The organism is uncultured Caulobacter sp., from assembly GCF_947036865.1.
In the GTDB taxonomy this organism is placed as follows: Bacteria; Pseudomonadota; Alphaproteobacteria; order Caulobacterales; family Caulobacteraceae; genus Caulobacter.
The window spans coordinates 25,590-39,945 of the sequence record NZ_CAMQSF010000006.1 but is presented as its reverse complement, the minus strand read 5'-3'; the positions used below and the strand labels follow the sequence as shown (position 1 = coordinate 39,945).

The window sequence follows — 14,356 nt, the reverse complement described above, 5'->3', positions numbered from 1 at the left end:
ATCCGACCGCTTCGCGGCCACCTTCTCCCGCAAGGGGAGAAGGAAAACCTACCCCCGCCGCACCCCAAGCTTGCTGATCGCGTGCACGAAGTTGTTCGGCGCGATCTCGATGTTCCCGGTCCAGGTCAGGTCCGGGAAGCGCGCCAGGATCTGGCGATAGGCCTCCTCCAGCTGGATCTGGGCGACACGCTTGCCGATGCAGGTGTGGGGGCCATAGCCGAAGGCGATGTGCTTGCCGGCATTGGCGCGGGTGACGTCCAGCTGGTCAGGGTTCTCGAACATCGCCGGATCGCGGTTGGCCGCGCCGTAATACATGATCACCTTCTCGCCCTCGCGGATCAGCTGGCCGTTGACCTCGGCGTCGCGGGCGGCGGTGCGGCGCATGTAGATCACCGGGCTGACCATGCGGATGAACTCGTCCACCGCGCCGGGCAGCAGCGACGGATCGGCGATCAGCCGGGCCTTCTGCTCCGGGAACTCGGTCAGCAGCTTCATCGACCCCGAAAGGGTGTTGCGCGTCGTGTCGTTCCCCGCGAACACGATCAGCAGCCAGGAGCCGTCCAGATATTCGTCGGCCAGCAGGGCCCCGTCGACCTGGGCGCGCGCGATGGCGGTCATCAGGTCCTCCTTCGGGTCCTCGCGACGCTTCTTCAGCATCGCGCGACCGTAGTCGAACATCTCCTCGACGTTGTTGTTGAAGTCCATGACGAACTGCATGAGCTCCAGCGTCGGCTGCATCGGCGCGTTGGCCTGCTTCACCGCCAGGTCCTGGGCGCGCTCCAGATAGTGCATCCAGGTCAGGAACTTGGGCCGATCCTCGGGCGGCACGCCCAGGATTTCGCAGAGGGTGAACAGCGGCAGGACCGAGCTGAAGTGCTCGACTATGTCGATCTCGGCGCCGTCCTTCAACAGCGGCTCCATGCCGTCGAGCAGCCGGGTCACCTCACCCTTCACCCGCTCGGTCAGGCCGCGCAGATAGGCCGGGGTGAAATAGGGCATGTGCTCGCGGCGCAGCTGCAGGTGATGCGGCGCGTCGAGATTGATCATCGTGTCCATCGAGGCGCGGAACAGCAGCGCGTGCCGCTTCTCGGGCGCGCCCATCGACATCAGGATGCCGCCGCGTTGCGACGAGAAGGTCTCCGGATCGCCATTGACCCGGTGGACGTCCTCGTAGCGGGTTAGCGCCCAGAAACCCGGTCCGCCAAAGGGCTCCGGATGCCACATCACCGGCGCCTGCTCGCGCATGCGGGCGAAGTCGGCCCAGGGCTGGCCGCCGGTAAAGCGGAAGATGTCGGCGAGATCGACGTCGGCGAGGGTCGGATAGGTCGGCGGCGCGCCCGGCCCGGCCACGCCGTCCACCACCGTCTGGCTGATCAGGTCCATCTCACGCCTCCCTGGTTGTTGGCCGCGACGATACCCGGGAAACCCAAAGCGCCAACGGCGCCGCGACGGCAACTTGCGCAACCGCGAAACCTGCGCGCATCCTGCCAACTGAACGCCGATCACGCGGGGCACACGCGGACGGCCAAAGGGAGAGAGCGATGGCGGGGATCATCGAGGCAGACTACGTGGTCGTGGGCGCGGGATCGGCGGGTTGCGTGCTGGCGGCGCGGCTGTCGGAGGGCGGCCGGTTCAAGGTGGTCCTGCTGGAGGCCGGCGGCGACGATCGTCCGACCAAGAACCTTTCCCAGTTCGGCTCGAACCTGATGATCCACATCCCGGTCGGCTACTCGTCGACCCTGAAGGATCCCAAGGTCAACTGGCTCTACACCACCGAGCCCGACCCCGGCACCGGCGGCCGCGTCCACGTCTGGCCGCGCGGCAAGGTGCTGGGCGGCTCGTCCTCGATCAACGCCATGCTCTATGTGCGCGGCCAGGCGGCCGACTATGACGGCTGGCGGCAGCTGGGCTGCGAGGGCTGGGCCTGGGACGATGTCCTGCCCTATTTCCGCAAGGCCCAGAACCAGGAGCGCGGCGCCTGCGACCTGCACGCCACCGGCGGGCCGCTGAACGTCGCCGACATGCGCGACGTCCACCCGATCTCCGAGGCCCTGATCGAGGCCTGCGACCAGGCGGGCATTCCGCGCTACGCCGACCTCAACGGCCCCGACCAGGAGGGCGCGACCTGGTACCAGGTGACCCAGAAGAACGGCGCGCGCTGCTCGTCCGCCGTCGCCTATCTGCATCCGGCCATGAACCGACCCAATCTGAAGGTCGAGACCAACGCCCTGGCCAGCCGCGTCCTGTTCGAGGGCAAGCGCGCCGTCGGCGTCGAGTTCGTCCAGAACGGCCAGCGCCGCGTGGTCATGGCGCGCGGCGAGGTCATCCTGGCCGGCGGCGCGATCAACTCGCCGCAGCTGCTGCAGCTGTCCGGCGTCGGTCCCGGCGCCCTGCTGCGCGAGCACGGGATCCCGGTCGTCGCCGACCTGCCGGGGGTCGGCGAGAACCTGCAGGACCACTACCTCGTCGCCGTCCGCTACCGCCTGAAGTCTGGCACGATCTCGGTCAACGAGCAGAGCAAGGGCGGGCGTCTGGCCGCCGAGGCCATGAAGTACCTGCTGTTCCGCAAGGGCCTTCTGACCCTGTCGGCCGCCCACGTGGCCGCCTTCTGCAAATCCCGTCCGGATTTGGCGGGGCCGGACATCCAGTTCCACATCCTGCCGGCCACCATGGACCTGGAGAAGCTGTTCACCGAGCAGAAGATGGAGCTGGAGGGCGCGCCGGGCATGACCATCGCCCCCTGCCAGCTGCGGCCGGAAAGCCGCGGCCACATCCGCATCAAGTCGGCCGATCCGGCCGCCTATCCGGCCATCTTCGCCAACTACCTGGCCGATCCGCTGGACCAGGAGGTCACGGTCGCGGGCCTGAAGTGGGCGCGCAAGATCGGCTCCCAGCCCGCCATCGCCCAGTATGTCGACCACGAGATGAACCCCGGTCCCGACGTGACCACCGACGAGCAGCTGCTGGACTTCGCCCGCCAGACCGGCTCGACGCTCTATCACCCCGTGGGCTCGTGCCAGATGGGCAACGGCCCGATGGCCGTGGTCGACGCCCAGCTGCGCGTGCGCGGCGTCGAGGGCCTGCGCGTGGTGGACGCCTCGATCATGCCGCGCCTGATCTCGGGCAACACCAACGCCCCCTCGATCATGATCGGCGAGAAGGGCGCGGCGATGATCCTGGCCGACGCCAAACAGGCCGTGGCGGCCTGAAGCTTGGAGGTCCAGACATGCACCCCTGTCACCACGCCCGGACCCAGGCCGACAAGCCCGCCTATGTGATGGCCGGCTCCGGGGAGGTCGTCACCTACGCCCAGCTCGACGCGCGCTCGAACCAGGGCGCGCACCTGTTCCGCTCCCTGGGCCTTACGGCCGGCGACGTGGTCGCCATCATGATGGAGAACAACGCCCGCTTCTTCGAAATCGCCTGGGCGGCGCAGCGGGCGGGGCTCTATTACGTCTGCGTCTCGACCAAGCTGACCGCCGCCGAGGCCGAGTACATCCTGAAGGACTGCGGAGCCAAGGTGTTCATCACCTCGACCGCCATGGGTCCGCTGATCGACGAGATCGCCGGGCTGGCGACCGGCTTGGCCCTGTTCGCCGTCGGCGGCCCGCACGGCCCCTATGCCGGCTTCGAGGAGGCGCGCGCCGGCCAGCCGACCACGCCGATCGCCGACGAGAGCGCCGGCTCGGACATGCTCTATTCGTCGGGCACCACGGGCCGGCCCAAGGGCGTCAAGCCGACGCTGTCGGGCGGTCCGATCGACGCGCCGCACGCCCTGCAGATGATGGCCCAGGGCCTGTTCGGCTTCTCCGGGGACAGCGTCTATCTGTCGCCCGCTCCGCTCTATCACGCCGCGCCGCTGCGCTGGTGCATGACCGTCCACAAGCTGGGCGGGACCGTGATCGTGATGGAGAAGTTCGATCCCGAGGCGGCGCTGGCTCTGATCGAGAAATACAAGGTCAATTGCGGCCAGTTCGTCCCGACCCACTTCGTGCGCATGCTGAAACTGCCCGAGGCGGTCCGCGCCCGCTACGACGTCTCCAGCATGAAGTCGGCGGTCCACGCCGCCGCCCCCTGCCCCATCCCGGTCAAGGAGCAGATGATCGCCTGGTGGGGGCCGGTGATCTTCGAATACTACGCCGGCACGGAGGGCAACGGCTTCTGCTGGATCAATGCCGACAATTGGCTGATCCGCAAGGGCAGCGTCGGCCAGGCCGTGCTGGGCGAGCTGCGCATCTGCGACGAGAACGGCGATCCCGTTCCGCCCCGCACCGAAGGCACGGTCTATTTCGCCAACGGCCCGGCGGTGAACTACCACAACGCCCCGGAGAAGACCGCCGAGAGCTACAACAAGCACGGCTGGACCACCCTGGGCGACGTCGGCTGGGTCGATGAGGAGGGCTACCTGTACCTCACCGACCGCAAGAGCTTCATGATCATCTCGGGCGGGGTGAACATCTATCCGCAGGAGATCGAGAACCTGTTGATCACCCACCCCAAGGTCGCCGACGCGGCCGTCGTGGGGGCGCCGTGCGAGGAGATGGGCGAGAAGGTCGTGGCGGTGATCCAGCCGATGGATCTTTCCGACGACCAGGTCGCCCTGGCCGAGGAGCTGATGACCTTCGCCCGCGCCAATCTCAGCCACGTCAAGTCGCCGCGCCGCATCGACTTCATGGCCGAGCTGCCGAGGCACCCGACCGGCAAGCTCTACAAGCGCCTGATCCGCGACGCCTATTGGGGCAAGGGCGAGAGCCGGATCGTTTAGGCTACATCACCGCCATTGATTTTTTCGCCGTTGCCACCAGAATAGATATCTGGTGGCAACGGTGATTTAGATGCTCCCCCAACGCCTTCCCCTAGCGATCCATACGAACGTCGCCGAACTGCTGGATCAGCTCCGCGCCGCTCAGGTCGCGGCGTTCGGAAACGACACCAGCTTCCTGCGTCGAGAACGCAAAGGCCGCTACTATTGGTACGTCCGATCGGCCCAAGTCGACGGCGAGCGTCACGAAAGGTATCTAGGACCCGAAACCGCCGAATTGCTGCGGACCATCGAGCAAGCCAAGTCTGTCAAGAACGCCGCCGACGGACGTAGACTGCTGGTGCGCGCCCTGCGCGCCGCAGGGCTGCATGCCCCCGATAACCGTACCGGAAGGGTACTCCAGGTTCTCGCCCAAGCCGGCGCCTTTCGTCTCCGCGCCGCGGTCGTCGGGACGGTGGCGTTCCAAACCTATGGGGCGCTCCTAGGCTTCACTTTGCCGTCGACGGCCGTTCGCACCGGCGATCTGGATATCGCTCAAGACTACGGCGTTTCAGTCGCGCTGGACGATGGCCTGGACCGCCCCTTTCTCGACGTTCTTAGAGCCGCCGATCCTACGTTCATCGCCGTGCCCAAGCTTGATCCCGCCAAAAGCGCGAACTACCGGACGCCCGACGGCTACGCGGTCGACGTGCTGACCACCAGCCGCCACGCGGGAGACGAGGCGACCTCGCGGCTAGACGCTCTCAACACGGACGCGACGCCGCTTCGCTTTCTCGACTTCCTGCTCCGCGACAGTGTCGAGGCGGCGGTCCTACATGGCGACGGCGTGCTCGTGCGCGTGCCGGCTCCCTCGCGCTACGCGGTCCACAAGCTGATCATCTCGCGTAAGCGAAGCCAGGCCAATCCTAAGCGGCGAAAGGATCTCGAACAGGCCGAAATCCTGATCCACGCGCTCGCCCAAGACGATCCCTTCGCCCTCCGCGAGGCCTATTCCGAGGCGCGCGACCGGGGCGAGACTTGGCGCGAGCTGTTGGACCAGGCCGTCTCCCTGCTGCCGGAGGCCGCGCGGGCCGCCCTGGAGCCGTGACCCGGCTTGCCCTCCGGGGCTGCCCATGCCACCAATCCAAACAACTGTTCGAGGGAGAATTCGCATGAAGGAAGTCGCCTACGCCGACATCGCCGGCCTGGTGGGTCAGGAGCTCGGCGTGTCCGACTGGGTCGAGATCACCCAGGAGCGCGTCAACATGTTCGCCGAGGCCACCGGCGACCACCAGTGGATCCACGTCGACGTCGAGCGCGCCACCCGCGAGATCGGCGGCCCGATCGCCCACGGCTATCTGACGCTGTCGCTGATCCCGATGCTGGGTGCGGGCATCCTGCGCGTCACGGGCGTCACCCGCGGCATCAACTATGGCTGCGACAAGGTCCGCTTCACCGGCATGGTCCGCGTCGGCAAGAAGGTGCGCATGCGCCAGAAGCTGCTCGCCGTCGAGCCCAAGGCGGGCGGCCTGCAGATGAAGAACGAATGCACCATCGAGATCGAGGGCGAGGAGCGTCCCGCCTGCGTCGCCGAGACCATCTCGATCATCTACGGGGCTTAGGGCCGCCTTCCTCGTGTCATCCCGGCCCTTCGCTTCGCCACGGCCGGGATGACAAGACGGGTGGCTGAAACCGAGGGATCACCGTCATTTCAGCAGGCCAAGCTGGCGGTTATCTACCGGCATGCTCCAGCTGCGCCCCAACTGCGAACTGTGCGACCGCGACCTGCCGCCGAACGCCCTGGACGCCCGCATTTGCAGCTACGAGTGCACCTACTGCGCCGCCTGCGCCGACGAGGTGCTCAAGAACGTCTGCCCGACCTGCGGCGGCGGCCTGGCGCCCCGGCCGATCCGGCCGCGCGAGGCCTATCGGCGTCCGCATATTTCACTCGGCCTGGGCTTCGATCCGGCCAGCGATGTCCGTAAACACAGCCGCTGGAGTCGGGACGAGATCGCCGCCATGACCGCGCGGCTGAAGGACGTTCCGCCCGAGGAGCGCTAGATGGCCAAGCAGCACGACTATACGAGCCTGATCGAATGGACCGGCGACCGAGGCCAGGGCACGCGGAGCTATCGCGGCTATGACCGCACCTGGACCATCGCCACGCCGGGCAAGCCGCCGATCCCCTGCTCCAACGATCCGCTGCTGGGCGGCGATCCTTCCCTGCACAATCCCGAGGACCTGCTGCTGTCCTCGCTGAGCGCCTGTCACATGCTGTGGTACCTGCATCTGGCCTCGAGCGCCGGGATCGTGGTGCGCGGCTATCGCGACCAGCCGCTGGGCGTCGGCGAGAGCACGCCCGACGGCGCCGGCCGCTTCCTGCGCGCGACCTTGCGGCCGCATATCCTGGTCGAGCGGGGCGCGGACTTGGCCAAGGCCGACGCCATCCACCACGAGATCCACAAGGTCTGTTTCATCGCCCGCTCGGTGAACTTCCCGGTCGACTACGCGGCGACCTACGAGGAAGTCGGCTAGCCCGCCTCGTCCGGGGGCCCCGGCATCCTGGGAAAGTTGAACCGCGCCGGCGGCGGCGCGATCCAGGAGGCGGCCTCGGCGAGATAGACGTTCGACAGCGCCTTGAAGGCCGACGGCTCGGCCAAGGTGCTGGCGAAGATGTTCATGTGGCCGGTCGCGCCGGCCGACTCAGCGAACATCCGAGCCCCGCAGGCCGCGCACAGCCAGGTCGTCACTTCGTGACCGGCGTCGGACGGACGGCGGAAGGGGCGAGTCTCCCCTTCGAAGGCGAAGGCTTCGACCGACACGCAGAACGCCGAGACGAACGGCGCGCCGCTCAGCCTCTGGCAGGCGCGGCAGTGGCAGTTGACCGACCAGAACGGCGGCGCGGAACAGACATAGCGCACCGCGCCGCAGAGACATCGCCCGGTGATCGGCGGCGTCATTCCGGCCAGTTCACGCATGACGTCTTCTCCTTGCCCATGGCTACGGTCCCGGCGTGGGCGGGCGGAAAGCGCTCCAACGCCTAGTCCTCTCCGGTCGCCTCGACCTCGACCGGCTCAAGGTCGGCGGGGTCGAGATCGTAGTCCAGAAGATCGCCGGGCCGGCATCCCAGGGCGGCGCACAGCCGGGAGAGGGTGCGGAAGCGGATTCCCCGCACCTTGCCCGAGCGGAACAGCGACAACTGGGTCTCGCTGAGGCCCACCTGCTGGGCCAGGTCACGCGCCTTGAGGCCCTTCTTCACGATCAGGGCGTCCAGGGTCACGCGCACCGGCATCAGATCATCTCGTCGAGTTCGGCCTGGGCCGCGTTGGCCTGGTCTACGACCCGACCCAGCAGGAACAGCGCGCCGCCGATCATGCCCAGGGCCATGCCCGGCACGTCGAAGTGCAGATAGCCGCCCTTGGCGCTCCCGACCAGGCGCAACAGGTTCGAGACCAGGAATACGCTGGCGACCCCGCCGGCCACCAGCGCCAGGCCGACGCGCCGCAGCGCCGCCGACAGCGCCGGCTGGATCAGGCGGCCCTTGCCGATCTCGCCCATGGCCTGGCCGATGGACCACACCCCGAACAGGTAGCAGATCGCCGGCGAGGCCCAGATCGCGCGCGGCAGGATGTCCTCGCGCGGGCCGCGTCCCGTCAGCGCGAACAGAGCCGGGAACACCAGATAGATCAGCGCCATCAAGGCCCCGACGCTCACCACCATGAAGATCGCCAGCCCGCGGAACTGTCCGCATCGGCGGCGAAAACGATCGATCTCGGTCTGTCGCACCAGCCACTCCATCCTGTCCTATCTTTAATCTTGACTTAAAGACGGCCGCTTCGCAACTTTATATCTAACTTAAACAGATCGAGCCCCGGCCCATGGCCGCAGCGATTGAAACCGAGCACCTTCGCCGACGCTTTGGCGCGCGGCTGGCGGTCGACGATGTGAGCATGACCGTGCCCGAGCGCGCGGTTTACGGCTTCCTGGGCCGCAACGGCGCGGGCAAGACCACGACGCTGAAGATGCTGCTGGGCCTGATCCGTCCCTCCGGCGGCGCGGCCAGGATCCACGGCGTCGACATCGCCCGCGATCGGATGGCCGCCGCGCGCAAGGTAGGCGCCCTGCTGGAGGCGCATGGCTTCTACGGCAACCTGACGGGGGCCGAGAACCTGGCCCTGACCGCGACCCTGCTGGGCGCGCCGGCGCGCGAGATCGACCGCGTGCTGGAGATCGTCGAGATGCGCGCCGACGCCGGCCGCAAGGTCGCCGGCTATTCGTTGGGCATGCGCCAACGTCTGGCCCTGGCCCGCGCCCTCTTGGGCGCGCCGCCGGTGCTGATCCTGGACGAGCCGACCAACGGCCTCGACCCCGACGGCATCGCCGACATGCGCGGCTTTCTGAGGAGCCTGCCCGAGCGCACCGGCGCGACCGTGCTGCTGTCCAGCCACCTGCTGGGCGAGATCGAGCAGATCGCCACCCATGTGGGCGTGATCCATGACGGGCGCCTCGTGCTGGAAGGGCCGCTGTCCCGCCTGAAGGCCGATCTCGCGCCCGAGATCCTGCTGCGCACCGACGACGACGCGCGGGCGCGGACGCTGCTGGGCGGACGCTCGGTCTCGCCGGCCGACACGGGCCTCGCCGTCGCCCTGCGTCCGGGCGAGGACGCCGACCAAGCGGCGGCGGCCCTGAACCAGATCCTCGTCCAGGCCGGACTGGCGGTCTTCGCGCTGGGTGCGCGCGAACAGTCGCTGGAAGACATCTATCGTCGGGTCGCCGCGCCCGCCTACCCCAAAGCCGAGGCCGCCTGATGCTCGCCATGCTGTCCGTCGAGTTGCGAAAGCTCAATCGCTCCCTGGCCGCCGTCCTGGCCCTGGCCGCCCCGTCGCTGATGGGGGCCTTCCTGTTCTTCGTCCTGCTGCGCGGCACGAAGCCCGCCGTCTGGTCCTCCTGGCTGCAGGCCTCGACCCAGATCTGGGCCTATTTCATGCTGCCGATGAGCGTCACCGCGCTGACCGCCCTGGTGGCGCACATGGAGCACGGCCCGCGCGCCTGGGATCATCTGCGCGCCCTGCCCGTGCCCCGCTGGCGGATCTACGCGGCCAAGGCGCTCTGTGTGATCGCGCTGGTGCTGGTCATGACGGGGCTGAACCTGCTGGTGAGCTGCGCCGCGATCTCGGCCGCCGGCGCGCTGAAGCCGCTGGTCGCCCCCAAGGGCGCGCCCGACCTGGCGCATCTGCTGGCGCTGAACGGCAAGGTCGTGGCGGCGGCCGTGCTGCTGATCGCCATCCAGCTTTGGACCGCCCTGCGCTTTTCCAGCTTCGTCCCGGCCCTGGCGCTGGGCATCGGCGGCACGTTCTTCTCCGTGGTCGCGACCAACGCCAAGGAGGGCGTGTTCTTCCCCTGGCAAATGCCCGTGAACATGCTGGCCGGCGATCCCGCGCGGGTGAGCACGGCGCTGAGCCTGGGATGCGGCCTGGGCCTGGTCGCCCTCGTCCTGGCCGTACTGCACCTGGCGCGACGCGAAGTGCTTTAGCCAAAAGGAAAACGGCCGCCGGATCGCTCCGGCGGCCGCTCGAATTCGGTTCTGGACAGCGCTTAGCGCTTGATGGCGTCGCCGATCTTGTCCTGGGCCTGGCCGACCTTGTTCTGGACGTCGCCCTTGGCCTTCTGGGCCGCGCCCTCGGCTTCGAGGCGCTCGTTGTCGGTCATCTTGCCGATGCCTTCCTTGACGGCGCCCACGCCCTTGTCGATCGCGCCTTCGACTCGATTGGTGCTCATGATCTTGCTCCTGCGATGCTTGAGTTGCGTCGCGGGAGAAAACGGGCGCGGCCCGGCAGCGGTTCCGTCAGTGAGACGCGCCCATCGCCGTGGCCGAGACCGCCGAGGCGGGGGTGGCGCCAGGCATGGCGGGCTCCGAGCGGCTGGCGCGCGCCTGGGTCGTCGCGGCGCCCGGGAGCCTGTCCAGCAGGGCCAGGGTCTCGCGGATGAACTTGGCGTGGGTGACGATGCCGATCTCCAGGCGCTCGCCCGACAGCTCGACCTGCTGGGTTAAGAGGCCGGCCACGAACTGGACCTCCTGGCTCTCGCTCGCGCCCGGCCGGCGGCGCGCGCCTTCGGCCATGAACACCGGCCCGCCCGAATTGCCGGGGAACACCGAGAAGTCCATCAGGAAGGTCGGGAAGTTGCTGGCCGGCGCCAGCGGATAGCTGGCCACCCGGCCCGAGCGCAGGATCGGAAAGCCGGCCGGATTGGCCGACAGTCCGCGCGGAAACCCCAGCGCCATCATCTCGTCGCCCGGGCCGAGGTTGTATTTGTTGAAGGTGTCGTCCTGGGCCAGGTAGTTCAGCGGGATCGCCGCCTTGACGAACTCGGGCGGGGCCTCGACCGCCAGGGCCGCGACGTCGCGGGTCGGGTGCTTGGTCCACAGCGGATGGTCGCCGTCGCGGATCTTCAGCGTCTCGGGATCGAAGCGCCAAACGCCGTCGCCGCCCTGCACGCGATAGCCGATCTTGGCCGACGCCGAGGGCATCTTTTCGAAGACGTGGGCGGCGGTGATCAGGATGGTGCGCGGCTTGCCGTCCGGGGTGGGATCGGACACCAGGAAGCCCGTGCCGACCGTGCGAGAGCCGTCGCCCAACGGCTGCTCCAGCTGAACCGTCGCCTTGATCAGGTCGACGGACAGATCCCAGGCCATGTCGCCCCCTTGCTACGCTTGATACTCAACTCGCCCGACCGCGGAAGGAATTTGACCACAGGATTCTCGCGCCGCAAGTTGTCGTTCTGCCGCACGCGCGCGTTACAGCAGGTTGGGGAAGATTCTGGCCATGAACCGGCGACAGATGGTGACGAGCGCCGCCGCCGCGCTTACGTCAGCCCCCACGATGCTCCCAGGAACAGCTTCCGGAACGCCCATGTCCGCAGACAAAGTCGCCCGCCCCGTCCCGCCGGTCGCCCGGAAGATCCCCAAGACGATCGAGCAGTTGGGCCGCCGGCGTACCGACGACTATGCCTGGATGAAGGACGACAACTGGCAGAAGGTCCTGCGCGATCCCAGCCTGATCAAGGCGGACGTCAAGGCGCACCTGACCGCCGAGAACGCCTATACGACCGCGATGCTCGCCTCGACCGAGGCGCTGCAGGCGGCGATGTTCGAGGAGATGAAGGGCCGCATCAAGGAGGACGACGCCAGCGTCCCCGCCAAGGACGGGCCCTGGGAATACTACACCCGCTTCGAAAAGGGCGCGCAGCATCCGATCCACGCGCGCAAGCCCGTGGGCGGCGGCCTCGAACAGGTCCTGCTCGACGAGGAGGCAGAGGCGAAGGGCAAGGCCTTCTACCAGGTCGGCGCCGCCAGCCACTCGCCGGACCACGCGCTCTATGCCTGGGCCGTGGACGCGCAAGGGTCGGAAGTCTACCGCATCCACGTCAAGGATCTGGCCACCGGCGCCGTGCTGGACAGCCCCGTCGAGAGCAGCACCGGCGACTTCTGCTTCTCGCCCGACAGCCACTGGCTCTTCTGGACCTTCCGGGACGACAACGGACGCCCGGCCAAGATCTATCGCCGCCCGGCGCGCGGGACCGCCAAGGACGACGTCTTGATCTATGACGAGCCCGACGAGGGCTTCTTCATCGGCGTTGGCGTCACCGCGTCCGAGAAATACGTGGTCATCTCGTGCGGCAACCAGGAGACCAGCGAGGCGCTGATCATCCCCGCCGCCACGCCGGCCGCCGCGCCGGTCGTCTTCCACCCGCGCGAGGTCGGCCTGCGCTACGAGGTCGAGCACTGGAACGACCACTGGGTGGTCCGCACCAACGCCGACGGCGCGGTCGACTGGAAGCTGGCCGCCTGCCCGGAAGACGCGACCGGCAAGGCCCACTGGAAGGACTGGATCGCCCACCAGCCGGGCCGCCTGATCTCGGGGACCATGGCCTTCAAGCGCTGGTTCGTGCGGCTGGAAAAGGTCGACGCGCTGAACCGCGTGACCGTCACCGCGCTCGACGGCGCCGAGCACGCGATCGCCTTCGACGAGGCGGCCTACGCGCTCAGTCTGGAAGGCGGCTACGAGTACGACACCGACAATCTTCGCTTCGTCTTCAACTCGATGACCACGCCCCGGCAGTGGTTCGACTACGACCTGGCCTCGCGCACGCGAACCCTGCGCAAGACCCAGGAAATCCCCTCGGGCCACGATCCGGCGAAGTACGAGACCCGCCGCCTGAACGCCAGGGCGGCCGACGGCGCCGAGGTTCCGATCTTCGTCCTGATGAAGAAGGGGACCAAGCTGGACGGCTCGGCCCCGCTCCTCCTCTACGGCTATGGCAGCTATGGCATCGCCATGGAGCCCAGCTTCTCGATCCGGAACCTCTCCCTGGTCGACCGGGGATGGATCTGGGCCACGGCCTGCCCGCGCGGCGGCTCGGAAAAGGGTTGGGGCTGGTTCCTGGACGGCAAGAAGTTCAAGAAGAAGAACACCTTCACCGACTTCATCACCTGCGCCGAGCACCTGCACGCGGCCGGCTATGGCAAGCCCGACAACACCGTGGCCTATGGCGGCTCGGCCGGCGGCCTCCTGATGGGCGCCATCACCAACATGCGGCCGGATCTGTTCGCCGGGATCATCGCCGCGGTGCCGTTCGTCGACGTGGTCAACACCATGAGCGACACCTCGCTGCCGCTGACCCCGCCCGAATGGCCCGAATGGGGCAATCCGCTGGAGGACCCGGCGGCCTACGACTACATCGCCAGCTACAACCCCTATGACAATGTCACGGCCAAGCCCTATCCGGCGGTGCTGGCCACCGGCGGCCTGTCGGACCCCCGCGTCACCTACTGGGAGCCCGAGAAGTGGGCCGCCAAGCTGCGCGACCACACCACCAGCGGCAACCCGGTGTTGCTGAAGATCAACATGGACGCCGGCCACGGCGGGGCTTCCGGGCGGTTCGATTTCCTCAAGGAGATCGCGCTGGACTACGCCTTCGCCGTCTGGGCGGTCGAGAAGGGTTGGGAAGCGGCGTGAGCGTCCTGATCCGCCCCTCCGGCGACGCCGACCTTCCCGCCATCACCGCCATCTACGCCTGGAACGTCCTGAACGGCCTGGGCACCTTCGAGGAGGTTCCGCCCGACGAGGCCGAGATGGCGCGTCGCCGCCAGAGCTTCCTGGACCGCGGCCTGCCCTATCTGGTCGCCGAGCTGGACGGCGAGGTCGTCGGCTACTGCTACGCCGGCCCCTTCCGGCTGCGCGCGGCCTATCGCTACACGGTCGAGGACAGCGTCTATGTCTCGCCCAAGGCGGTCGGCAAGGGGGTCGGGCGCGCGCTCCTGGCCGCGCTGATCACCGCCTGCGAGGCCTTGGGCCTGCGACAAATGTGCGCAGTCATCGGCGACAGCGGCAACGCCGCCTCGATCGGCCTCCATGCCGCGCTGGGCTTCGAAAAACACGGTGTTTTCCCGGCCATGGGCCATAAATTCGGGCGTTGGGTGGATCTCGTCTGGATGCAGCGCCCTCTGAACGGCGGAGGTGAAACCCCGCCCGACGCCCCCGGATTGAGCTTAAGCGGGGTATAGCTCGAAGGAAACTTAACCAGTCCCTCGCAGTATTCTCGAAGGGAGATGCG

At 67.9% G+C, this 14,356-nt stretch carries 14 protein-coding genes and 2 pseudogenes; 10 read left to right on the top strand and 6 right to left on the bottom strand.

Annotated elements, in window-relative coordinates:
* Nucleotides 1-48: 48 nt before the first annotated feature.
* Nucleotides 49-1,383, bottom strand: a complete 1,335-nt coding sequence (locus Q0V34_RS06205; RefSeq protein WP_297509353.1) for a cytochrome P450 — start codon at nucleotides 1,381-1,383, stop codon at nucleotides 49-51.
* A gap of 158 nt (nucleotides 1,384-1,541) precedes the next feature.
* On the opposite strand from Q0V34_RS06205, the gene Q0V34_RS06200 reads away from it, so the two are divergent.
* From Q0V34_RS06200 to Q0V34_RS06175, 6 genes are all read left to right on the top strand, one after another.
* Nucleotides 1,542-3,209 (top strand): GMC family oxidoreductase, encoded by a 1,668-nt coding sequence (locus Q0V34_RS06200; protein WP_297509351.1) that lies wholly within the window; start codon nucleotides 1,542-1,544, stop codon nucleotides 3,207-3,209.
* Between the two features lie 17 nt (nucleotides 3,210-3,226).
* On the top strand, nucleotides 3,227-4,765 hold the full coding sequence (locus Q0V34_RS06195; RefSeq protein ID WP_297509350.1) for an acyl-CoA synthetase: 1,539 nt from the start codon (nucleotides 3,227-3,229) through the stop codon (nucleotides 4,763-4,765).
* A gap of 70 nt (nucleotides 4,766-4,835) precedes the next feature.
* Complete coding sequence (locus Q0V34_RS06190) at nucleotides 4,836-5,849, top strand: GSU2403 family nucleotidyltransferase fold protein (protein ID WP_297509342.1); 1,014 nt, start codon at nucleotides 4,836-4,838, stop codon at nucleotides 5,847-5,849.
* A gap of 64 nt (nucleotides 5,850-5,913) precedes the next feature.
* On the top strand, nucleotides 5,914-6,363 hold the full coding sequence (locus tag Q0V34_RS06185; RefSeq protein ID WP_297509339.1) for a MaoC family dehydratase: 450 nt from the start codon (nucleotides 5,914-5,916) through the stop codon (nucleotides 6,361-6,363).
* Nucleotides 6,364-6,484: 121 nt separating this feature from the next.
* On the top strand, nucleotides 6,485-6,802 hold the full coding sequence (locus tag Q0V34_RS06180) for a DUF1272 domain-containing protein (protein ID WP_297509336.1): 318 nt from the start codon (nucleotides 6,485-6,487) through the stop codon (nucleotides 6,800-6,802).
* Nucleotides 6,803-7,276, top strand: coding sequence for an OsmC family protein (locus tag Q0V34_RS06175; RefSeq protein WP_297509333.1), 474 nt, complete (start codon nucleotides 6,803-6,805; stop codon nucleotides 7,274-7,276).
* On the opposite strand, the gene Q0V34_RS06170 is transcribed toward Q0V34_RS06175, so the two are convergent.
* From Q0V34_RS06170 to Q0V34_RS06160, 3 genes are all read right to left on the bottom strand, one after another.
* Nucleotides 7,273-7,719 (bottom strand): GFA family protein, encoded by a 447-nt coding sequence (locus tag Q0V34_RS06170; RefSeq protein ID WP_297509330.1) that lies wholly within the window; start codon nucleotides 7,717-7,719, stop codon nucleotides 7,273-7,275. The two genes, Q0V34_RS06175 and Q0V34_RS06170, sit on opposite strands and share 4 nt — an antisense overlap.
* Nucleotides 7,720-7,781: 62 nt before the next feature.
* Entirely contained in the window at nucleotides 7,782-8,033 is a 252-nt protein-coding gene (locus Q0V34_RS06165; protein ID WP_297509327.1) for a helix-turn-helix transcriptional regulator, read from the bottom strand.
* The gene (locus Q0V34_RS06160; RefSeq protein ID WP_297509324.1) at nucleotides 8,033-8,527 is read right to left on the bottom strand and encodes a DUF2975 domain-containing protein; all 495 of its coding nucleotides are present in this window, start codon (nucleotides 8,525-8,527) and stop codon (nucleotides 8,033-8,035) included. The genes Q0V34_RS06165 and Q0V34_RS06160 overlap by 1 nt, the downstream gene beginning before the upstream one ends.
* Nucleotides 8,528-8,619: 92 nt before the next feature.
* On the opposite strand from Q0V34_RS06160, the gene Q0V34_RS06155 reads away from it, so the two are divergent.
* Complete coding sequence (locus tag Q0V34_RS06155; RefSeq protein ID WP_297509321.1) at nucleotides 8,620-9,549, top strand: ATP-binding cassette domain-containing protein; 930 nt, start codon at nucleotides 8,620-8,622, stop codon at nucleotides 9,547-9,549.
* Nucleotides 9,549-10,274: an ABC transporter permease gene (locus Q0V34_RS06150; RefSeq protein WP_297509319.1), complete on the top strand. Its 726-nt coding sequence runs from the start codon at nucleotides 9,549-9,551 to the stop codon at nucleotides 10,272-10,274. Before Q0V34_RS06155 ends, Q0V34_RS06150 begins: the two co-directional genes overlap by 1 nt.
* Before the next feature lie 57 nt (nucleotides 10,275-10,331).
* On the opposite strand, the pseudogene Q0V34_RS06145 reads toward Q0V34_RS06150, so the two are convergent.
* Nucleotides 10,332-10,519, bottom strand: a pseudogene (locus tag Q0V34_RS06145) (CsbD family protein); the annotation flags it as partial.
* Nucleotides 10,520-10,586: 67 nt separating this feature from the next.
* Nucleotides 10,587-11,530: pseudogene (locus tag Q0V34_RS06140) on the bottom strand (serine protease).
* Between the two features lie 35 nt (nucleotides 11,531-11,565).
* Between Q0V34_RS06140 and Q0V34_RS06135 the strand changes: the two are divergent.
* Together Q0V34_RS06135 and Q0V34_RS06130 are read left to right on the top strand one after the other, a co-directional pair.
* Nucleotides 11,566-13,758 (top strand): S9 family peptidase, encoded by a 2,193-nt coding sequence (locus tag Q0V34_RS06135; protein WP_297509316.1) that lies wholly within the window; start codon nucleotides 11,566-11,568, stop codon nucleotides 13,756-13,758.
* Entirely contained in the window at nucleotides 13,755-14,306 is a 552-nt protein-coding gene (locus Q0V34_RS06130) for a GNAT family N-acetyltransferase (RefSeq protein ID WP_297509312.1), read from the top strand. Before Q0V34_RS06135 ends, Q0V34_RS06130 begins: the two co-directional genes overlap by 4 nt.
* Nucleotides 14,307-14,356: the final 50 nt, after the last annotated feature.